The organism is Bacillus sp. COPE52 (assembly GCF_003355115.1).
In the GTDB taxonomy this organism is placed as follows: Bacteria; Bacillota; Bacilli; order Bacillales; family Bacillaceae_G; genus Bacillus_A; species Bacillus_A toyonensis.
Genome location: NZ_CP031292.1, coordinates 4,041,101 through 4,055,692, shown reverse-complemented (window position 1 = coordinate 4,055,692; position 14,592 = coordinate 4,041,101). Strand labels below are relative to the sequence as shown.

General features: G+C 36.2%; 16 protein-coding genes. 4 read left to right on the top strand and 12 right to left on the bottom strand.

Going from position 1 to position 14,592, the window contains the following annotated elements:
- Positions 1–6: 6 nt before the first annotated feature.
- From DPQ31_RS20345 to DPQ31_RS20310, 8 genes are all read right to left on the bottom strand, one after another.
- Positions 7–615 carry an XTP/dITP diphosphatase gene (locus tag DPQ31_RS20345; protein WP_141555939.1) on the bottom strand — a complete coding sequence of 203 codons (609 nt, stop codon included), beginning with the start codon at positions 613–615 and terminating at the stop codon, positions 7–9.
- An 11-nt stretch (positions 616–626) separates the two neighbouring features.
- Positions 627–1,364: a ribonuclease PH gene (rph, locus tag DPQ31_RS20340; RefSeq protein WP_001261767.1), complete on the bottom strand. Its 738-nt coding sequence runs from the start codon at positions 1,362–1,364 to the stop codon at positions 627–629.
- Between the two features lie 128 nt (positions 1,365–1,492).
- On the bottom strand, positions 1,493–2,539 hold the full coding sequence (locus tag DPQ31_RS20335) for a GerMN domain-containing protein (RefSeq protein ID WP_208730927.1): 1,047 nt from the start codon (positions 2,537–2,539) through the stop codon (positions 1,493–1,495).
- A 180-nt stretch (positions 2,540–2,719) separates the two neighbouring features.
- A complete protein-coding gene (gene racE, locus DPQ31_RS20330; protein ID WP_098711451.1) occupies positions 2,720–3,526 on the bottom strand; it encodes a glutamate racemase in 807 nt (268 codons plus the stop codon).
- A gap of 323 nt (positions 3,527–3,849) precedes the next feature.
- Positions 3,850–4,521, bottom strand: coding sequence for a type 1 glutamine amidotransferase domain-containing protein (locus DPQ31_RS20325; RefSeq protein ID WP_208730926.1), 672 nt, complete (start codon positions 4,519–4,521; stop codon positions 3,850–3,852).
- A gap of 107 nt (positions 4,522–4,628) precedes the next feature.
- Positions 4,629–4,853: a spore germination transcription factor GerE gene (gene gerE / locus DPQ31_RS20320; RefSeq protein ID WP_000659484.1), complete on the bottom strand. Its 225-nt coding sequence runs from the start codon at positions 4,851–4,853 to the stop codon at positions 4,629–4,631.
- 165 nt (positions 4,854–5,018) lie between these two features.
- On the bottom strand, positions 5,019–6,314 hold the full coding sequence (locus DPQ31_RS20315) for a purine/pyrimidine permease (RefSeq protein WP_000792689.1): 1,296 nt from the start codon (positions 6,312–6,314) through the stop codon (positions 5,019–5,021).
- Positions 6,315–6,412: 98 nt separating this feature from the next.
- The gene (locus tag DPQ31_RS20310; protein ID WP_098711449.1) at positions 6,413–7,654 is read right to left on the bottom strand and encodes an amidohydrolase family protein; all 1,242 of its coding nucleotides are present in this window, start codon (positions 7,652–7,654) and stop codon (positions 6,413–6,415) included.
- A 189-nt stretch (positions 7,655–7,843) separates the two neighbouring features.
- Here DPQ31_RS20310 and DPQ31_RS20305 point away from each other — a divergent pair, with 189 nt between their 5' ends.
- On the top strand, positions 7,844–8,029 hold the full coding sequence (locus tag DPQ31_RS20305; protein WP_000038412.1) for a PspC domain-containing protein: 186 nt from the start codon (positions 7,844–7,846) through the stop codon (positions 8,027–8,029).
- Between the two features lie 68 nt (positions 8,030–8,097).
- On the opposite strand, the gene DPQ31_RS20300 is transcribed toward DPQ31_RS20305, so the two are convergent.
- Complete coding sequence (locus tag DPQ31_RS20300; RefSeq protein ID WP_000658048.1) at positions 8,098–8,670, bottom strand: helix-turn-helix domain-containing protein; 573 nt, start codon at positions 8,668–8,670, stop codon at positions 8,098–8,100.
- Positions 8,671–8,770: 100 nt separating this feature from the next.
- Between DPQ31_RS20300 and DPQ31_RS20295 the strand changes: the two genes are divergently transcribed.
- Both DPQ31_RS20295 and DPQ31_RS20290 read left to right on the top strand, forming a co-directional pair.
- Positions 8,771–9,736, top strand: coding sequence for a DMT family transporter (locus DPQ31_RS20295; RefSeq protein ID WP_208730925.1), 966 nt, complete (start codon positions 8,771–8,773; stop codon positions 9,734–9,736).
- A 140-nt stretch (positions 9,737–9,876) separates the two neighbouring features.
- Positions 9,877–10,542, top strand: coding sequence for an aquaporin (locus DPQ31_RS20290; RefSeq protein ID WP_000913214.1), 666 nt, complete (start codon positions 9,877–9,879; stop codon positions 10,540–10,542).
- Positions 10,543–10,601: 59 nt separating this feature from the next.
- Here the strand turns inward: DPQ31_RS20290 and DPQ31_RS20285 are convergent, their stop codons facing one another.
- The 3 genes from DPQ31_RS20285 to DPQ31_RS20275 all read right to left on the bottom strand — a co-directional run bounded on the left by DPQ31_RS20285 (position 10,602) and on the right by DPQ31_RS20275 (position 13,265).
- Positions 10,602–11,033, bottom strand: coding sequence for an Rrf2 family transcriptional regulator (locus DPQ31_RS20285; protein ID WP_000512996.1), 432 nt, complete (start codon positions 11,031–11,033; stop codon positions 10,602–10,604).
- Between the two features lie 118 nt (positions 11,034–11,151).
- The gene (locus tag DPQ31_RS20280; protein WP_001224992.1) at positions 11,152–12,378 is read right to left on the bottom strand and encodes an ABC transporter permease; all 1,227 of its coding nucleotides are present in this window, start codon (positions 12,376–12,378) and stop codon (positions 11,152–11,154) included.
- A gap of 2 nt (positions 12,379–12,380) precedes the next feature.
- On the bottom strand, positions 12,381–13,265 hold the full coding sequence (locus DPQ31_RS20275; RefSeq protein ID WP_000058109.1) for an ABC transporter ATP-binding protein: 885 nt from the start codon (positions 13,263–13,265) through the stop codon (positions 12,381–12,383).
- A gap of 342 nt (positions 13,266–13,607) precedes the next feature.
- Here DPQ31_RS20275 and DPQ31_RS20270 point away from each other — a divergent pair, with 342 nt between their 5' ends.
- Entirely contained in the window at positions 13,608–14,435 is an 828-nt protein-coding gene (locus DPQ31_RS20270; protein WP_000782780.1) for a 5'-nucleotidase, lipoprotein e(P4) family, read from the top strand.
- Positions 14,436–14,592: the final 157 nt, after the last annotated feature.

Genomic DNA, 14,592 nt, shown 5'->3' with positions numbered 1-14,592 from the left:
TCTCCCTCATTCTCCTAAAAACCATTCCGGAATTTTTTCTTCTAACTTACGAAGAGCACGTCCGCGGTGACTAATGGCATTTTTCTCATCTGAACTTAGTTCTGCCATCGCTTTTTTATATGCTTCTACATAAAAGATTGGATCATATCCAAAGCCGTTTTCCCCGCGGCGCTGTTCTAAAATGTACCCTTCACACGTTCCATTCACAATGACCGGTTCTTTATCCGCTTCTGGGAATGCAACTGCTAATGCACAGTAGAAACGCGCTTTACGTTTTTCAAAGTCAATTCCATTTAATTCTTGTAACACTTTATCCATGTTCGCTTGATCGTCTTTCGGCTCTCCTGCAAACCGGGCTGAATACACGCCTGGTTTTCCGTTTAGAGCATCTACGATCAGACCTGAATCATCCGCAATTACGATAGAATCCAACTGTCTACTCAAACTATCTGCTTTTAAGATTGCATTTTCTTCAAACGTTTCACCAGTTTCTTCGACTTCTTCAATATGAGGAAAATCGTGTAATGATTTCACTTCTAAATCAAAGCGCTCAAATAACTCAGCAAACTCACGCACTTTCCCCATATTTTTTGTCGCAACAACAACTTGTTTCATATTTTCCACCTCTACTCTATATGAGATACGATGTCACCTAACGCTTCTTTTTGCATGTCAATTAGTTGGAAAATGCCTTGTTCCGCAGCATCAAGTAGTTCATTTAACTGTGTTCTGCTAAACGTCGCTTCTTCTCCAGTTCCTTGCACTTCGACAAACTGACCTTTTCCAGTCATAATCACGTTCATATCAACGTCCGCTTTAGAATCTTCTGCATAGTTTAAATCTAAAACAACACCTTGCTCTTCCACAATTCCTACTGACGTTGCTGCTAAATAATCTTTTACTGGAATTTTAGATACTTTTTCTGCTTGTAATAACTTCTCAAACGCTAATACCATCGCTACATATGCACCTGTAATAGAAGCTGTTCTCGTTCCACCATCTGCTTGAATAACATCACAGTCAATCCAAACTGTTCTCTCGCCAAGTGCTTCTAAGTCAACTACCGCACGTAATGCTCGTCCAATTAAACGCTGGATTTCCATTGTACGTCCAGTTACTTTCCCTTTACTTGACTCCCTGATTGTACGTTGTTCTGTTGCACGCGGAATCATCGCGTATTCAGCTGTTACCCAGCCCTTTCCTTCCCCGCGCATAAACGGTGGGACACGCTCTTCAATTGTCGCTGAGCAAATTACCTTTGTATCCCCAACTTCAATTAATACTGATCCTTCTGGGTGTTTTAAATAATTCGTATGAATATGTATATGGCGTAATTCTGTTTTCTCTCTACCATCTACTCGCATAAAAATAACCTCCTCATAACTACTTGTTAGTATAGCCAAATTTAAATGTATGATATGTATACAATAAAAGAAGGGGAACCCAAAAAGCAATTCCCCTTTCTTACTTAAGTATATCAAATTATCCACGATTAAAAACTACCTGTATTCACGTTTTCTGGACGATCTACAGGTTTTATTAACTTTCCGCCCTTTTCATCTATAAGATTTGCTTTACCATTTACCTCAATAGAAACACTTTTTACGCCTTTCTTTTCTGTTAAAGATAAAACTAACGACTTCAATACGTAATTTGAAACCATATTTTTATCTGGGTTTACAAATATATTTTCATTAAAGTTTAATGTAAGATTTCCGTCTTGCAATTTTGGATTCGTAATAAGCTTAACTCCTGGGTTAAAATCATTCAGGAGCGATTGATGAATCGGTCCTTTTACAAGTTCATCTATAATGGTTGCATAATCATTTTCTTTTCCCTCTACAACGCGGCGTGTTACCGGTACATAATATTGCTGCTTATCATTATTTTGCGCCATAAAGTAAAGCGTAACTGGTTTTGTATTTGTTACATCTGCTACTTGTTCATCATCAAAGTTAATACCATTCGCACGACTCACCCCTTCTCCAAGCGGTGTACCCGCGACAGGCATCTTCGCTAACTTTTCACCATTTATCTGAAACTGCACTTGTTTTATTTCTTTAAATTGAGTCAAAGTCCACGCTACTGACTCAACAATTTGACGCTCTTCTTCTTTTGCATAGTTTTTCATTTCTTTAGAGAAATCAATTACTGCTGTCCCATCTTTTTTCAAATCTAGAGTCATCGATGTATTTGCTGGAATAACCGCACGGAACCCATTCGGTAATAAATCAGTTACCGGCCCATCTTTCACAAGGTATTCTAGCGTTTGCTGTATTACTTCATTCGCTTTCGGAGTAGGCATTGCGATTGTTTGCGGTACAACATATCCATTTTTATCAACTAAGTATATTTCTCTATTTATCGTTTGCCCTTGTTTATTTTGAGCCGTCCCTTTCTTTTCACCATCTGTATACGTAACTTTTTTTGGTGGATCAATTTGTTCGGTCGCTTTCTCCTGATTTATGAAGCCGCACCCTGTTAATAAAACAGTACTTACCGTAGCACCAATAACCCATTTAAAAGTGGATTTAGGCATGCCTTTCCCCCCTAAAAACTAAGTTTGTACTATTATGTATACGAGCTATTTCACGTTTTAGAACAAGCTGTGCTTCTTATAAAGTGAAACTTTAATCAGCAGGGTCTTACTGCCCGGCAAATAGCGGGATAAACAAAAAACCCCTGATTTCTCAGGGGTTCACTTATATGAATTCTATTATTATTCTTCTAAATGAATATGCTTCACATTTTCAATCGGCTGACCGAACCATTTTGATGCAATTTCTTTAAATAGGCCTATTTTCCCTGTTGTTAAGAAGAGATGATCACTTTGTTCCTCTCCCTCATTCAACATTTTACTATGATATAAAATTGTACTTACTTCACGCGCTGTTTCATCACCAGAACTAATTAGTTGCACTTTATCTCCCATTACCTTTTTAATAACAGGACCTAAAATTGGATAATGTGTACAACCTAAAATAAGTGTATCAATATCGGTATTTTTCAGCGGTTGCAATGTTTCTCTTACAACTTCATACGCCATTTCACTTTCGAAATTCCCACTTTCTACAAGTTCGACGAAAGGCGGACATGCTAAACTTTCTACCATAACACGGTTATTAATAGACTTTAACGCTTCTTCGTATGCACCACTTTTCACCGTTCCAATCGTACCAATAATCCCAACATGATACGTATTTGTCACTTTTAAAGCTGTACGTGATCCTGGGTGAATAACTCCCACTACCGGAATTGGTAATTGTTTCTGCATTTCTTCTAATACAACCGCAGTTGCTGTATTACACGCAATAACTAACATCTTGATATTTAAATCTAGTAAATGCTCCGTCATTTCCCACGTAAATTGACACACTTCTTCTCGAGAACGTGGACCATAAGGGCAACGCGCTGTATCCCCTAAATATATAATACGCTCTTTCGGCAACTGACGAATTAATTCCTTCGCTACAGTTAAACCACCAACTCCTGAATCGATAACACCGATTGCTCTATTCAACTTCATCACCCGTTTTCTCATTCATCATCTTATTTTATCATTATATTTTACACACTTTAAGTTCGCTCACTTAAACTGCTTCTGTATGAAAATTTTCATTTGTACCTGTATAGACTAGGACCTTTTTTATTTTGCTCCTTTTTTTCATAATTTGCAAGACAGAAAAATAACCGACCTTCTATACGAAAGTCGGTTTCTTCTATATAAAGTGCATATTTACCTCGCTATTTGCCGGGCAGTAAGACCCTGCTAATTAAAGTTTCACTTTATTGCTCCATCTTTTTTTTGGAAAGAAGACATTCCTATTAATAAGAAGAAATGAGCAGAAATTAAAAGGACGATAATTTATTTACAGCCCTTTTTATAGCCTTACCTATTCCCACGCTAGACTGCGGATTTTGCCCTGTAATTAAACGACCATCCACTACAACATGTGGCGTAAAATTAGGAGCTACATAAACCAAGGCCCCTTCTTCTTTCAATTTACTTTCTAGCAAAAATGGAACTCGCTTTTCTAAATGTACAGCTTTTTCTTCATCGTTTGTATAACCTGTTATACGCTTACCGGCAACAAAAAACGAACCATCTTTATTTTTCACACCAACTAAAGAACTTACCCCGTGACAAACAGCCGCTACAATCCGGTTATTGTTATACATATTCTCAATTAAATTTGCTACATATGGATTACCTGGAAAATCTACAATCGCCCCGTGTCCACCACCAAATAATACCGCATCATACTCTGAAGAATGGACAGTTGAAATCGCCCTCGTATTTTGCAATAAAGAAGCGACATGCTTAAATTCACGAGGTATGCCATTCGGAATAGATACTCTATCAATCGGCACTCTTCCGCCTTTTATAGAAACAATATCAACATCGAACTTAGCTTTTTTTAATAAAAGATAAGGGGCTGCGAGCTCTTCCAGCCACAAACCAGTCGGGTGTCCATTCATATCATGAGCACTTGTTGAAACTAACAGTATCCTTTTCAACATATCCCCTCCTTATTACCTATTTATGTATGAAACGTTTTTATCATTCATATAGCACGTGAAACAAACAGAAAAATAGCCGACTCTTTTTATAAAAGTCGGCTGCTTTCTTATAGTTCGAGCTCTCCCATGCGAAGAAGCTCAACAACTGCTTGTGAACGTCCTTTAACCCCTAGCTTTTGCATTGCGTTTGAGATGTGGTTGCGAACTGTCTTTTCACTTATAAAAAGTTCACCTGCAATTTCTTTCGTTGTTTTATCTTGAACCAGTAATTCAAATACTTCTCTCTCTCTCTTTGTGAGTAAAGGTTTAGATTGATACGCTTTTTCCTTCAACTGGTATAACCCTCCTTGCTTAAGCCAGAGCTGTGTATGTGTAAGTTGGGTGTTTATTTAGTCAAGATATTGTATGAACGAAATGTGCAGGTGGTGAATAAAAATGGGCTTTATTTCCTATGTTATTTTAGACTTTTATACAGTGCGGACACTCTTTTTATCCACTTACTTTCCAGTACGCCATATTTGTTCTAGCAATATACTTACAACTGTACCTACAAATAAACCATTCCCGAATATATATTGCATAACAGACGGCAATGATTGGAGTGCTCCAGACGGTAAAAACATAACGCCGCTGCCAAATAATACTGCAACGCCTAAAATCGTTATATTCCTTTCACTCATCGGCACTTGTTTTATATTATTAAATCCAATTCCAATTAACTGTACGAACGAAGCCATTAACACTGCAGATGCGACAGCGGATGGCAACGATGCTAAGTAACGAATAATACTCGGAAACAGCGACATTACGACTAGTAATATACATGCTAGTAAGAACGATCGTATATACTTTTGTTTTGTTAAACGTATAAATCCCGCTGTCGCCGGTAGCGGCACGACACCTACAGTTGAAAATACGGAAGAAATGATATGTGAAATCCCTCCAACCCACGTACCATCCTTCAACTGTTTTTGTTCAATAGTCGCTTTATGAATCGTAGCTTGATTAATCGCTATAATAGCTGCCACTGTATTTGAAACTAAAATACATACCATAACGAAACTCGATACAGCCATCCCTGTATTCCACTTTGGAAGACCCCAAGCAAATATTTGTGGAAGTTGCACAAAATGAGTTACTTGAGATGGGATTGTCACTTTCCCTGCAATGAGAAAAATAATCCACCCACTAATTAATCCTATTAAAACGGCATAACTTTTAACGAAACCTTTTCCAAAATTAGATAGTATAATAACGAACAGAAATATACTAAACGCGATTATTGCTGTAAATCCATCAATTTGAGAAATAGTAGCTGTAATTCCTAGCATTCCTTTTAAAAATACACCACTTAATTGTAAACATAATAAAAGTAAAAACGTCCCTGTCACAACCGGCGTAAATAAAAATAAAATACGTCCAATAAAACCAGTTACTCCTAATCCTATTAAAATAACACCGGAAATGATCATTCCTAATTCCAAAATTTGCAGTGTACTATGTAATTGATCCTGTCCGGCCGTTGCATAAGCAAGTACGGTAAATACACCAACCCAAGATCCAGCTGGCCCATCCGCAATTGGTAGTCTATGTCCAATCCATCCTTGTAAAAAAGAAGATATACCAACTACAAAAAACGTACGCTGCATTAAATAAAATATTTCTTCCGTCGTAAGATGAAATAACCCACCAACGACAATTGGTAGTGCGATTGAATTCGCTAATAAAAATATAAACCATTGCAAAGTTCCCATAATATGATTTTGGTTATGTTGATTGTCCAAATTTTTCATCCCTTCTAGCTTTCCTATACGAAATATATTGTAAGAATAAAAAAGAAGAGTTCTATATTCTCAATTAGAACCCTCCTCAAATTATTTAAACGATTCTTCTACACAAGATTATTTAATTCCACCTTATTTAAACTTCCAACAACAATATCCCCTTTATACACGACTAAACGCTTTTCTGTTTGACGCGCTACCGCTTCAGCAGTACATGTTGCATTCGTTAAAACAAAGCTCGCTTCATCTCCTACATTTGGCCAAGCTCGTTTCCCTTCCTTGTTTAACGTTTCTTTTCCTCCCGTAATAAAGCGAAGTGCTTTTCCTAAAGACCTTTCGTCACTCCACCCAAAACGCTCTGCTAATCGATTTGCCTTTTGAAGCATATCGCCAGTTCCAAACGGCGACCAATGATCTGTAATACTATCATTTCCTAATGAAACTTTAACACCTTTTTTATCTAATAATGGAATTGGAATTACTTGTTTACCAATTGGCACCGTTGAAGTAATATCAATACTTAATGCTGCTAATCTTTCTGCCACTTCTTCAGCTTCTTTATCAGTAACACCACCAAGTCCAAGTGCATGACTAATTGTTACACGACCTTGCCACCCTGCTTCTTCTGTTAAGCTTGCCAACCTCTTCATCGTAAACGTTCCTAGATTATTCGCATCATGCAAATGAATATCAACATCTGCATTAAATTCTACTGCGATATCCATAATCGTATGTAATGATTTTTCGATATCATTATCCACTGTAGCTGGATCCACTCCACCGACTAGATTCGCACCCATACGCATCGCATCTTTCACAAGTTGTACAGAATTACTGCGCAATAATCCATGTTGCGGAAAAGCAACGATTCTACCAGACATCCGATTTTTATATGTTTCTAATGCAGCTAACGTCGCCTCCAAATTATGAAGTCCAATAATTGGATCAACATTACAATGCGTTCTAATATTCGTTGTACCATTTCGAAGTAGTAACTCTAGCATATTTTCCGCCCTGTCTTGAGCAGTTGTTACTTGCTTTGGCAAAATCTTCTCTTCCTCATTAAAACGTGTAAAAATACTGTCTGCTGGCATACAAGCTTTCCAAGGCCCACTATAATATGTTTTATCAATATGAATATGCATCTCTTCGAAAGACGGCAAAATTAATAAGCGATTCGCATCAAGAGTTACTATCCCTTCCTCTTGAACAATCCCTTCTATAATTTTTTTAATTCGTCCATCTTCAATGAGTAAACTACATAATTCTGTTTCTGTTCGTGAAATTGCCCCTTCTTCATATGTATACCTTGATTCAAGCATTACATTAGTCAACCAATATACTGTCATTTCTATTTCCCCACCCTTTATTAAAAATCGCCTCATACCTCTTACTATAAGTTTAATATCCGCTGAAAATTAAGACAATTAATATGATCGTTTCTCTAAAAAAATGTAATACAACCTCATAGTCTTCTCATAAATTTCCATATAGAATAGAAGTATATAGCTTCATATAAAAAAGGAGTTGATCGTTATATGTCAAAAAAATTATGTAAATCCGAAACTGATAAAATGCTATTTGGTATATGTGGTGGTTTAGGAGAATATTTTGATATTAGTTCTACTCTCATTCGTATCCTTTGGGTCATTGCTATTTTATGTTTTGGAACGGGATTTTTAGTTTACTTTATTTGTTTATTACTTATGCCACGTTCGTACTAATGGCATCACTTCCTATACTTAAGAAGAGCATATAAAAAATCACCTATAGAATTCTATAGGTGATTTTTTCATGAAGAGTATTTCATCGTTAAATGTAATACAGCCACTTCATCTTCTTCATTTTTATAGCTATGTTTCTTATTCGCTTCAAATTGAATGGAGTCAAACTCGTTTAATTCGTATACATCATTCTCCACTTGAATGGATACTTTCCCTTTCATTACCGTTACAAGCTCAATAGCACCTTCATGATGAGCTTCCGGTTCATATATACTATTCGCTCTTAAACAAGCACGGTGCATTTCCATCCCTGTTTCTTTCGTGTAACGGAACATCGTTTCTAAATGCCATGCTTGTCCTACATCTACTGCAAATCCTTCTCCGCAGCGCGCAACAGCTACAGGTTCTCCAACAACCATTAATCTCGATAAAGGTATCGATAACCCTTTCGTTATTTTCCAAATGACAGCTAACGTTGGATTCGTTTCACCTCTCTCAATTTTCCCTAATGTTAATTTACTAACTCCTGTTTTTTGGGCTAATTCTTCTAAACTTAATTTTTGTTCATTTCGAATTTGCCTTAATAGCTGACCTACTTGCTGAATGACTTCTTTCGTTTGCATATCTTCATGTTCTTTCATCTATAAAACCACCTTAAAGTATAAAATAGTTTACTTTTATTATCTTAAAGTATATTATACTATACATAATTATTTATTTCCAAAAGGAGTGTTATATTTCATGCGTGCAATATTATTAGGCCTCTTATCATCAGCCTTTTTTTCTGCAACTTTTATTATTAATAGAGCAATGAATGTATCTGGAACGAGCTGGGCTTGGACAGCTTCCTTCCGCTTTTTATTCGCTCTCCCTATTTTATTCCTTATCGTTTTATTTCGCAAAAACTTAGGTGGGTTATGGGCAGAGTTAAAAAAACATCCATTCGCATGGATCGGATGGGGTTCCGTTGCAGGGATTGGTTTCTATTCTTTATTAAGTTTCGCAGCTGTCTTCTCTCCGGCTTGGCTCGTTGCCGGAACTTGGCAAGTTACGATATTAGCAGGTTTACTTTTATCACCACTATTTTTCGTAAAAATAGAAACGAAGTCAGGTACAAAACTTGTACGCGGAAAAATTCCGCTTCGTAGTTTATATGTAGCATTATTTATTTTACTAGGTGTAATTTGTATGCAAACAACTTCAGCTGGACACATTACAATAACTCAGTTCATTTCAGGGTTTTTACCTGTCGTATTAGCTGCTTTTTTATATCCGTTCGGCAACCGAAAAATGATGGAACTTGTGGGGGGACGTCTTGATACATTCCAGCGTGTATTAGGAATGGCAATAGGCAGTCTTCCTATTACAATTTTACTTGGTATATACGGATTTTCTACTACTGGTATTCCAACATCCAGCCAAATGCTGCAAGGATTTTTGTTAGCTTTATGTTCCGGCGTCATTGCGACGATGACATTTTTCTTTGCCACTGACTTAGCAAAAGACAACCTCGCTTTACTTGGTGCCGTTGAAGCAACACAAGCTGGAACGATGGTCTTTACAGTACTTGGTGAAATTGTGTTCTTGAACGGTTCATTCCCTGGTGACCTTTCCCTATTTGGAATGATTATTATTATGTTAGGAATGGTTGCAAATAGTATTTTAAACCGTTCTGTTCCAGTCATTAAACAGAAAAAGTCAGCATAAAAAAGATATGGTTCTTCTTCATAGAACCATATCTTTTTTATTGTCCCCCTATTTCGCCTTATCAGAATAGTATTTCATTGGCTGTTTATACGAAAACCTATGTTATAATACGTTTCATGCGCATTAATAGGAGGTAAATTATGTTAAAAAAAGCAATCGCTGAATTTATTGGTACATTTGTACTTGTATTATTCGGAACTGGAGTAGCTGTCACTGGCGGCGGAATTGAAGGAATTGGAACATTAGGAATCGCTATGGCTTTCGGTCTATCTATTGTAGCTATGGCATATAGCATTGGAACAATTTCTGGATGTCACATTAACCCAGCAGTATCGGTAGCTATGTTCATTAACAAAAGAATGAACGCTATGGAACTTTGTTATTATGTATTAGCTCAAATTTTAGGTGGTTTATTAGGAACTGCAACGTTAGTAACGATTTTACGCTCTGCTAAAACACCTTTAGATAATTTAGGACAAAATGGTTTCGGAACTCTTGGTTTATCTGGAGCATTTTTAGTTGAGTTCGTTTTAACTTTCGTATTTATTTTAGTTATCATGGCTGTAACAGGTAAAAAAGGAAGTTCTTCTTTAGCGGGACTAGTAATTGGTTTCACATTAGTTTTAATTCACTTATTAGGAATTCCTTTAACTGGAACATCTGTTAACCCTGCTCGTAGTATCGCACCAGCTTTATTTGTTGGTGGAGAAGCACTTTCTCAACTATGGGTATTCATCGTAGCACCAATTCTTGGTGGTATCGTAGCAGCTATCGTAGGTAAATTCATTTTAAATACTGAAAAATAGAATTTTCAATATTTCTGAATAAAAAAAGGCGAGCCCTCATTATGAGGAAGCTCGCTTTTTTATTCTTTTATTTTAGACTTTAAATTTGTAACTAATTGCTCTACCGTTACATTTGCAAGTACGTTTTCCATCGCTTCTTGCGCTTGCATTAAAATAATTTCTAATACTGATTGAATATTAGCTCCTACTGGACATTCAATGTTGGGATTTTCATGGAAGGAAAATAGATGTCCTTCTTCTACAACTTCCACTGCTTTATATACATCAAGTAATGTAATTTCTTCTAAATCACGAGCAAGTGTCGTACCACCTTTACCGGCTTGTACATCAACAAGTCCTGCTCTCTTCAACATTCCTGTAATGCGACGAATCACAACTGGATTTGTATTCACACTACCAGCAATCCATTCAGAGGTACAGCGAGAGTTTCGATCTATCGCAAGTAAAGTCAACATATGAACACCTACTGTAAAACGACTACTAATTCCCATCTGCACACCCTCCTTTGTATTCATTCTATTAAAAGACAACTCTTACTATTATATACTATTTTTAATTTATACATAAAGAAAAAGCATGATTTCAATAGAAAATCATGCTTTTCTCTCATTATTGACGCTTAATAAATTTTGCTAAATCTTTAAATTTCACTTTGTCTGAGTAATTCATTACACCATTTACATAGATACGACTTGTAACAGCGTTTAATATACCAATCGTCGCCAATAAGACTACTAATGTTATCGTAATTTCTAACATGCCTGCTTCACCGGCTACAATACGTGAGAAGGTAACCATCGGTGTAAAGAACGGAACGTAAGAACTTACAACAACGATAGTACTATTCGGATCACTTAATGATTTAATACTAATGAAGAATGCAGCCATAATTAAAATCATTATCGGGAAAGATACAGCTTGTAAATCCTCCGTCTTAGAAACAACAGCGCCAGCTGCAGCGTACATCATCGCATAAAGTAAATATCCCGTAATGAAATAAACAAGGAACATACTTATAACTTTTGCATCTAATTTTGTAAAGTCAATTGGAATTCCAAATAATGAGGCGTTTTCTAAATCGACCCACCCTAACAAATAAGGAATAAGATAACCGCACGCTAATATGACCAGTTGTAATAAAGCTGTTGAAACAACTGCTAATATTTTCGCATACATCATCGTAAGCGGTTTTACTTTCGGCAGCATGACTTCCATTACACGTGACGCCTTTTCTGATGCAATATTCATTGCAATTGTATTTCCGAACGCGACAATAAACATATATAAAGCAAATGTAAAGAAATAGGCAATTCCGAAAGAAGAAGAGCGATCTTTTATTGCTTCTTGTTTCACTGAAATTTCAGTTTGCAATTGCTGTGCAATTTCTGGTGAAACATTATGCTTTGCAATTGTCACCATTGTATATTGTTGTTTGAAATAACTTGCCATGATTGCAGAAGTTGCTTGGCTAGGAAATCCATTATACATATACGTAACCTCTGGAGCTCCATTCTTTTCTATTACATGAAACAAACCATCCAGCTCACCGTCTTCTACTTGTTTATGCAGTTTATCAAAATCTGCTTTTGAACCAACCGTTATTTTTGCTGATGGTAATAGCTTAGTTAACTCTTCTTTTTGTACGTTGTATGTGGAACTTTCTGTTACAACTGCAATTTTATCTTTATCCTTACTTTTATCATTCCCTGAGGTAAAATGATTAAATGCAAAAATCCCAAATACAACTAAAAATAATATCGCACTCGTAATTAATGATTTTTTAGATAAAAACGCTTCTCTAAAATAAAATGAAAATACATGAGAAAATTTACGCATCGTTATTTCGCCCTCTCTACAAAGATTTCATTTAACGTCGGCTCTAACATTTTAAATTGGCGCAAGGTAACACCTTGTTCTTGCAATTGTTGTAAAATCTTTAGAGCTTCTGCATCGTCTTGTACTTTTATATAAAGAAGGCCTTGTTGTTTTTCATATGAAACATGTATAGCTTCTAATCCCTTTTCATTCTCTGCTGTATCTTCAATCGTTAAATTACGGAAACCATATTCTTTCTTAATATCACTTAACTGTCCTTTGACAACTGCTTCGCCTTTTTTCAAAATACATACATGTTGGCAAAAAGCTTCTACTTGTTCCATACGATGACTGGATAAAATAATTGTCTTCCCGCTCTGTACTTGTTCTTCAATAATGCTAGCTAACATCCCAGCATTGACTGGGTCAAGTCCGCTAAACGGTTCATCTAAGATGAGAAGTTCAGGATTATGAAGAAGAGCAGCAATTAATTGAATTTTTTGCTGATTCCCTTTTGAAAGCTCTCCTGCCGTTTTAAATTTGTATTCTGGAATTGCTAATCGCTCTAACCAGTGGTCAATAGCAAGATCTACTTCTTTTTTCGTCATTCCTTCTAATCTACCAAAATATCGCAGCTGGTCTATTACTCTACTTTTTGTATATAAACCTCTTTCTTCTGGTAAATAACCAATCGTTACCCCACTAGTCCCAAATGATTTTCCACCCCATGTAATAGAGCCTTCATTAGGCGTTAATAATCCGAGAAGCATTTTGATTGTAGTTGTTTTCCCTGCACCATTTCGTCCAAGTAATCCTAGCACTTCACCTTTTGGTAACGAAATTTGCAAACCGTTAACTGCTTTTGATTCCCCAAATAGTTTCGTTAAGTTTTGAATTTGTAAACTCAAAGTATAAAGCCTCCCCTTTATTATCATTCGTACTCTCTTTCAAAGATTATGTTTATTTAGGATAAAATATAGCACTACGCTTCATCCTCTTATATATAACATTACCTTTAATCCATCATTTGTTCTATTTAGTTAAAATTGTAAATAACAAAGGTTTATTTGTCAATTATAATTGTCATTACGACAATAAAACCTGTCAAAATGACTATCATTATTTTGCTCATCTTTCTAATATAGGACACACTACTATATATACAAAAGACAATATGCAAATGTTCATAAAAAATTTTTATATTTTAATATATAATATAAGATGATTTTCTAACATCAAGGAGGATACATATGAAGATGAAGAGGGGCATTACCACTTTATTATCTGTAGCGGTTCTATCTACATCGCTTGTAGCATGTTCAGGAACGACAGAGAAAACAGCGGCCAAAGAAGAAAAAGTAAAATTAACAGAACAGCAATTAATGGCTGATTTATGGTATCAAACAGCTGGTGAAACGAAAGCACTTTACTACCAAGGGTACAATATCGGTCAATTGAAGCTGGATGCAGCTCTTGCAAAAGGGACAGCAAAAAAACCTGCTATCGTACTTGATTTAGATGAAACTGTTTTAGACAACAGTCCTCATCAAGCAATGAGTGTAAAGACAGGAAAAGGCTATCCTTACAAATGGGATGATTGGATTAATAAGGCTGAAGCTGAAGCCCTTCCAGGCGCAATTGATTTCTTAAAATATACAGAGTCTAAAGGTGTAGATATTTACTACATCTCAAATCGTAAAACGAACCAACTAGATGCAACTATTAAAAATCTTGAGCGCGTAGGTGCCCCTCAAGCAACGAAAGAACATATATTATTACAAGATCCGAAAGAAAAAGGGAAAGAGAAACGCCGTGAACTCGTTTCTCAAACACATGATATTGTCTTATTCTTCGGTGATAACTTATCTGATTTCACTGGTTTTGATGGTAAATCGGTAAAAGATCGCAATCAAACAGTTGCAGATTCAAAAGCACAATTTGGTGAGAAATTCATCATTTTCCCTAATCCAATGTACGGCGATTGGGAAGGCGCTTTGTATGACTATGATTTCAAAAAATCAGATACGGAAAAAGATAAAGTCCGTCGTGACAACTTAAAATCATTTGAAGCAAAATAAAAGAGGATGGCATTTGCCATCCTCTTTCCAGGCTGTGGAGAAAGTCTTCTCCACAGCCTGTTTATGTGTCTGAACCTCTTTTTATGTGTCAACACTGATAAAAAAGAGGTAAAGGAGAGATTTTTTATGATGGGTGCTTTAAAAAATCATCGTGATG

Coding starts and splice junctions, on each gene's coding strand:
- DPQ31_RS20345 (WP_141555939.1), bottom strand. CDS start 615: ATGAAACAAGTTGTTGTTGCGACAAAAAATATGGGGAAAGTGCGTGAG.
- rph (WP_001261767.1), bottom strand. CDS start 1,364: ATGCGAGTAGATGGTAGAGAGAAAACAGAATTACGCCATATACATATT.
- DPQ31_RS20335 (WP_208730927.1), bottom strand. CDS start 2,539: ATGCCTAAATCCACTTTTAAATGGGTTATTGGTGCTACGGTAAGTACT.
- racE (WP_098711451.1), bottom strand. CDS start 3,526: ATGAAGTTGAATAGAGCAATCGGTGTTATCGATTCAGGAGTTGGTGGT.
- DPQ31_RS20325 (WP_208730926.1), bottom strand. CDS start 4,521: ATGTTGAAAAGGATACTGTTAGTTTCAACAAGTGCTCATGATATGAAT.
- DPQ31_RS20315 (WP_000792689.1), bottom strand. CDS start 6,314: ATGAAAAATTTGGACAATCAACATAACCAAAATCATATTATGGGAACT.
- DPQ31_RS20310 (WP_098711449.1), bottom strand. CDS start 7,654: ATGACAGTATATTGGTTGACTAATGTAATGCTTGAATCAAGGTATACA.
- DPQ31_RS20305 (WP_000038412.1), top strand. CDS start 7,844: ATGTCAAAAAAATTATGTAAATCCGAAACTGATAAAATGCTATTTGGT.
- DPQ31_RS20300 (WP_000658048.1), bottom strand. CDS start 8,670: ATGAAAGAACATGAAGATATGCAAACGAAAGAAGTCATTCAGCAAGTA.
- DPQ31_RS20295 (WP_208730925.1), top strand. CDS start 8,771: ATGCGTGCAATATTATTAGGCCTCTTATCATCAGCCTTTTTTTCTGCA.
- DPQ31_RS20290 (WP_000913214.1), top strand. CDS start 9,877: ATGTTAAAAAAAGCAATCGCTGAATTTATTGGTACATTTGTACTTGTA.
- DPQ31_RS20285 (WP_000512996.1), bottom strand. CDS start 11,033: ATGGGAATTAGTAGTCGTTTTACAGTAGGTGTTCATATGTTGACTTTA.
- DPQ31_RS20280 (WP_001224992.1), bottom strand. CDS start 12,378: ATGCGTAAATTTTCTCATGTATTTTCATTTTATTTTAGAGAAGCGTTT.
- DPQ31_RS20270 (WP_000782780.1), top strand. CDS start 13,608: ATGAAGATGAAGAGGGGCATTACCACTTTATTATCTGTAGCGGTTCTA.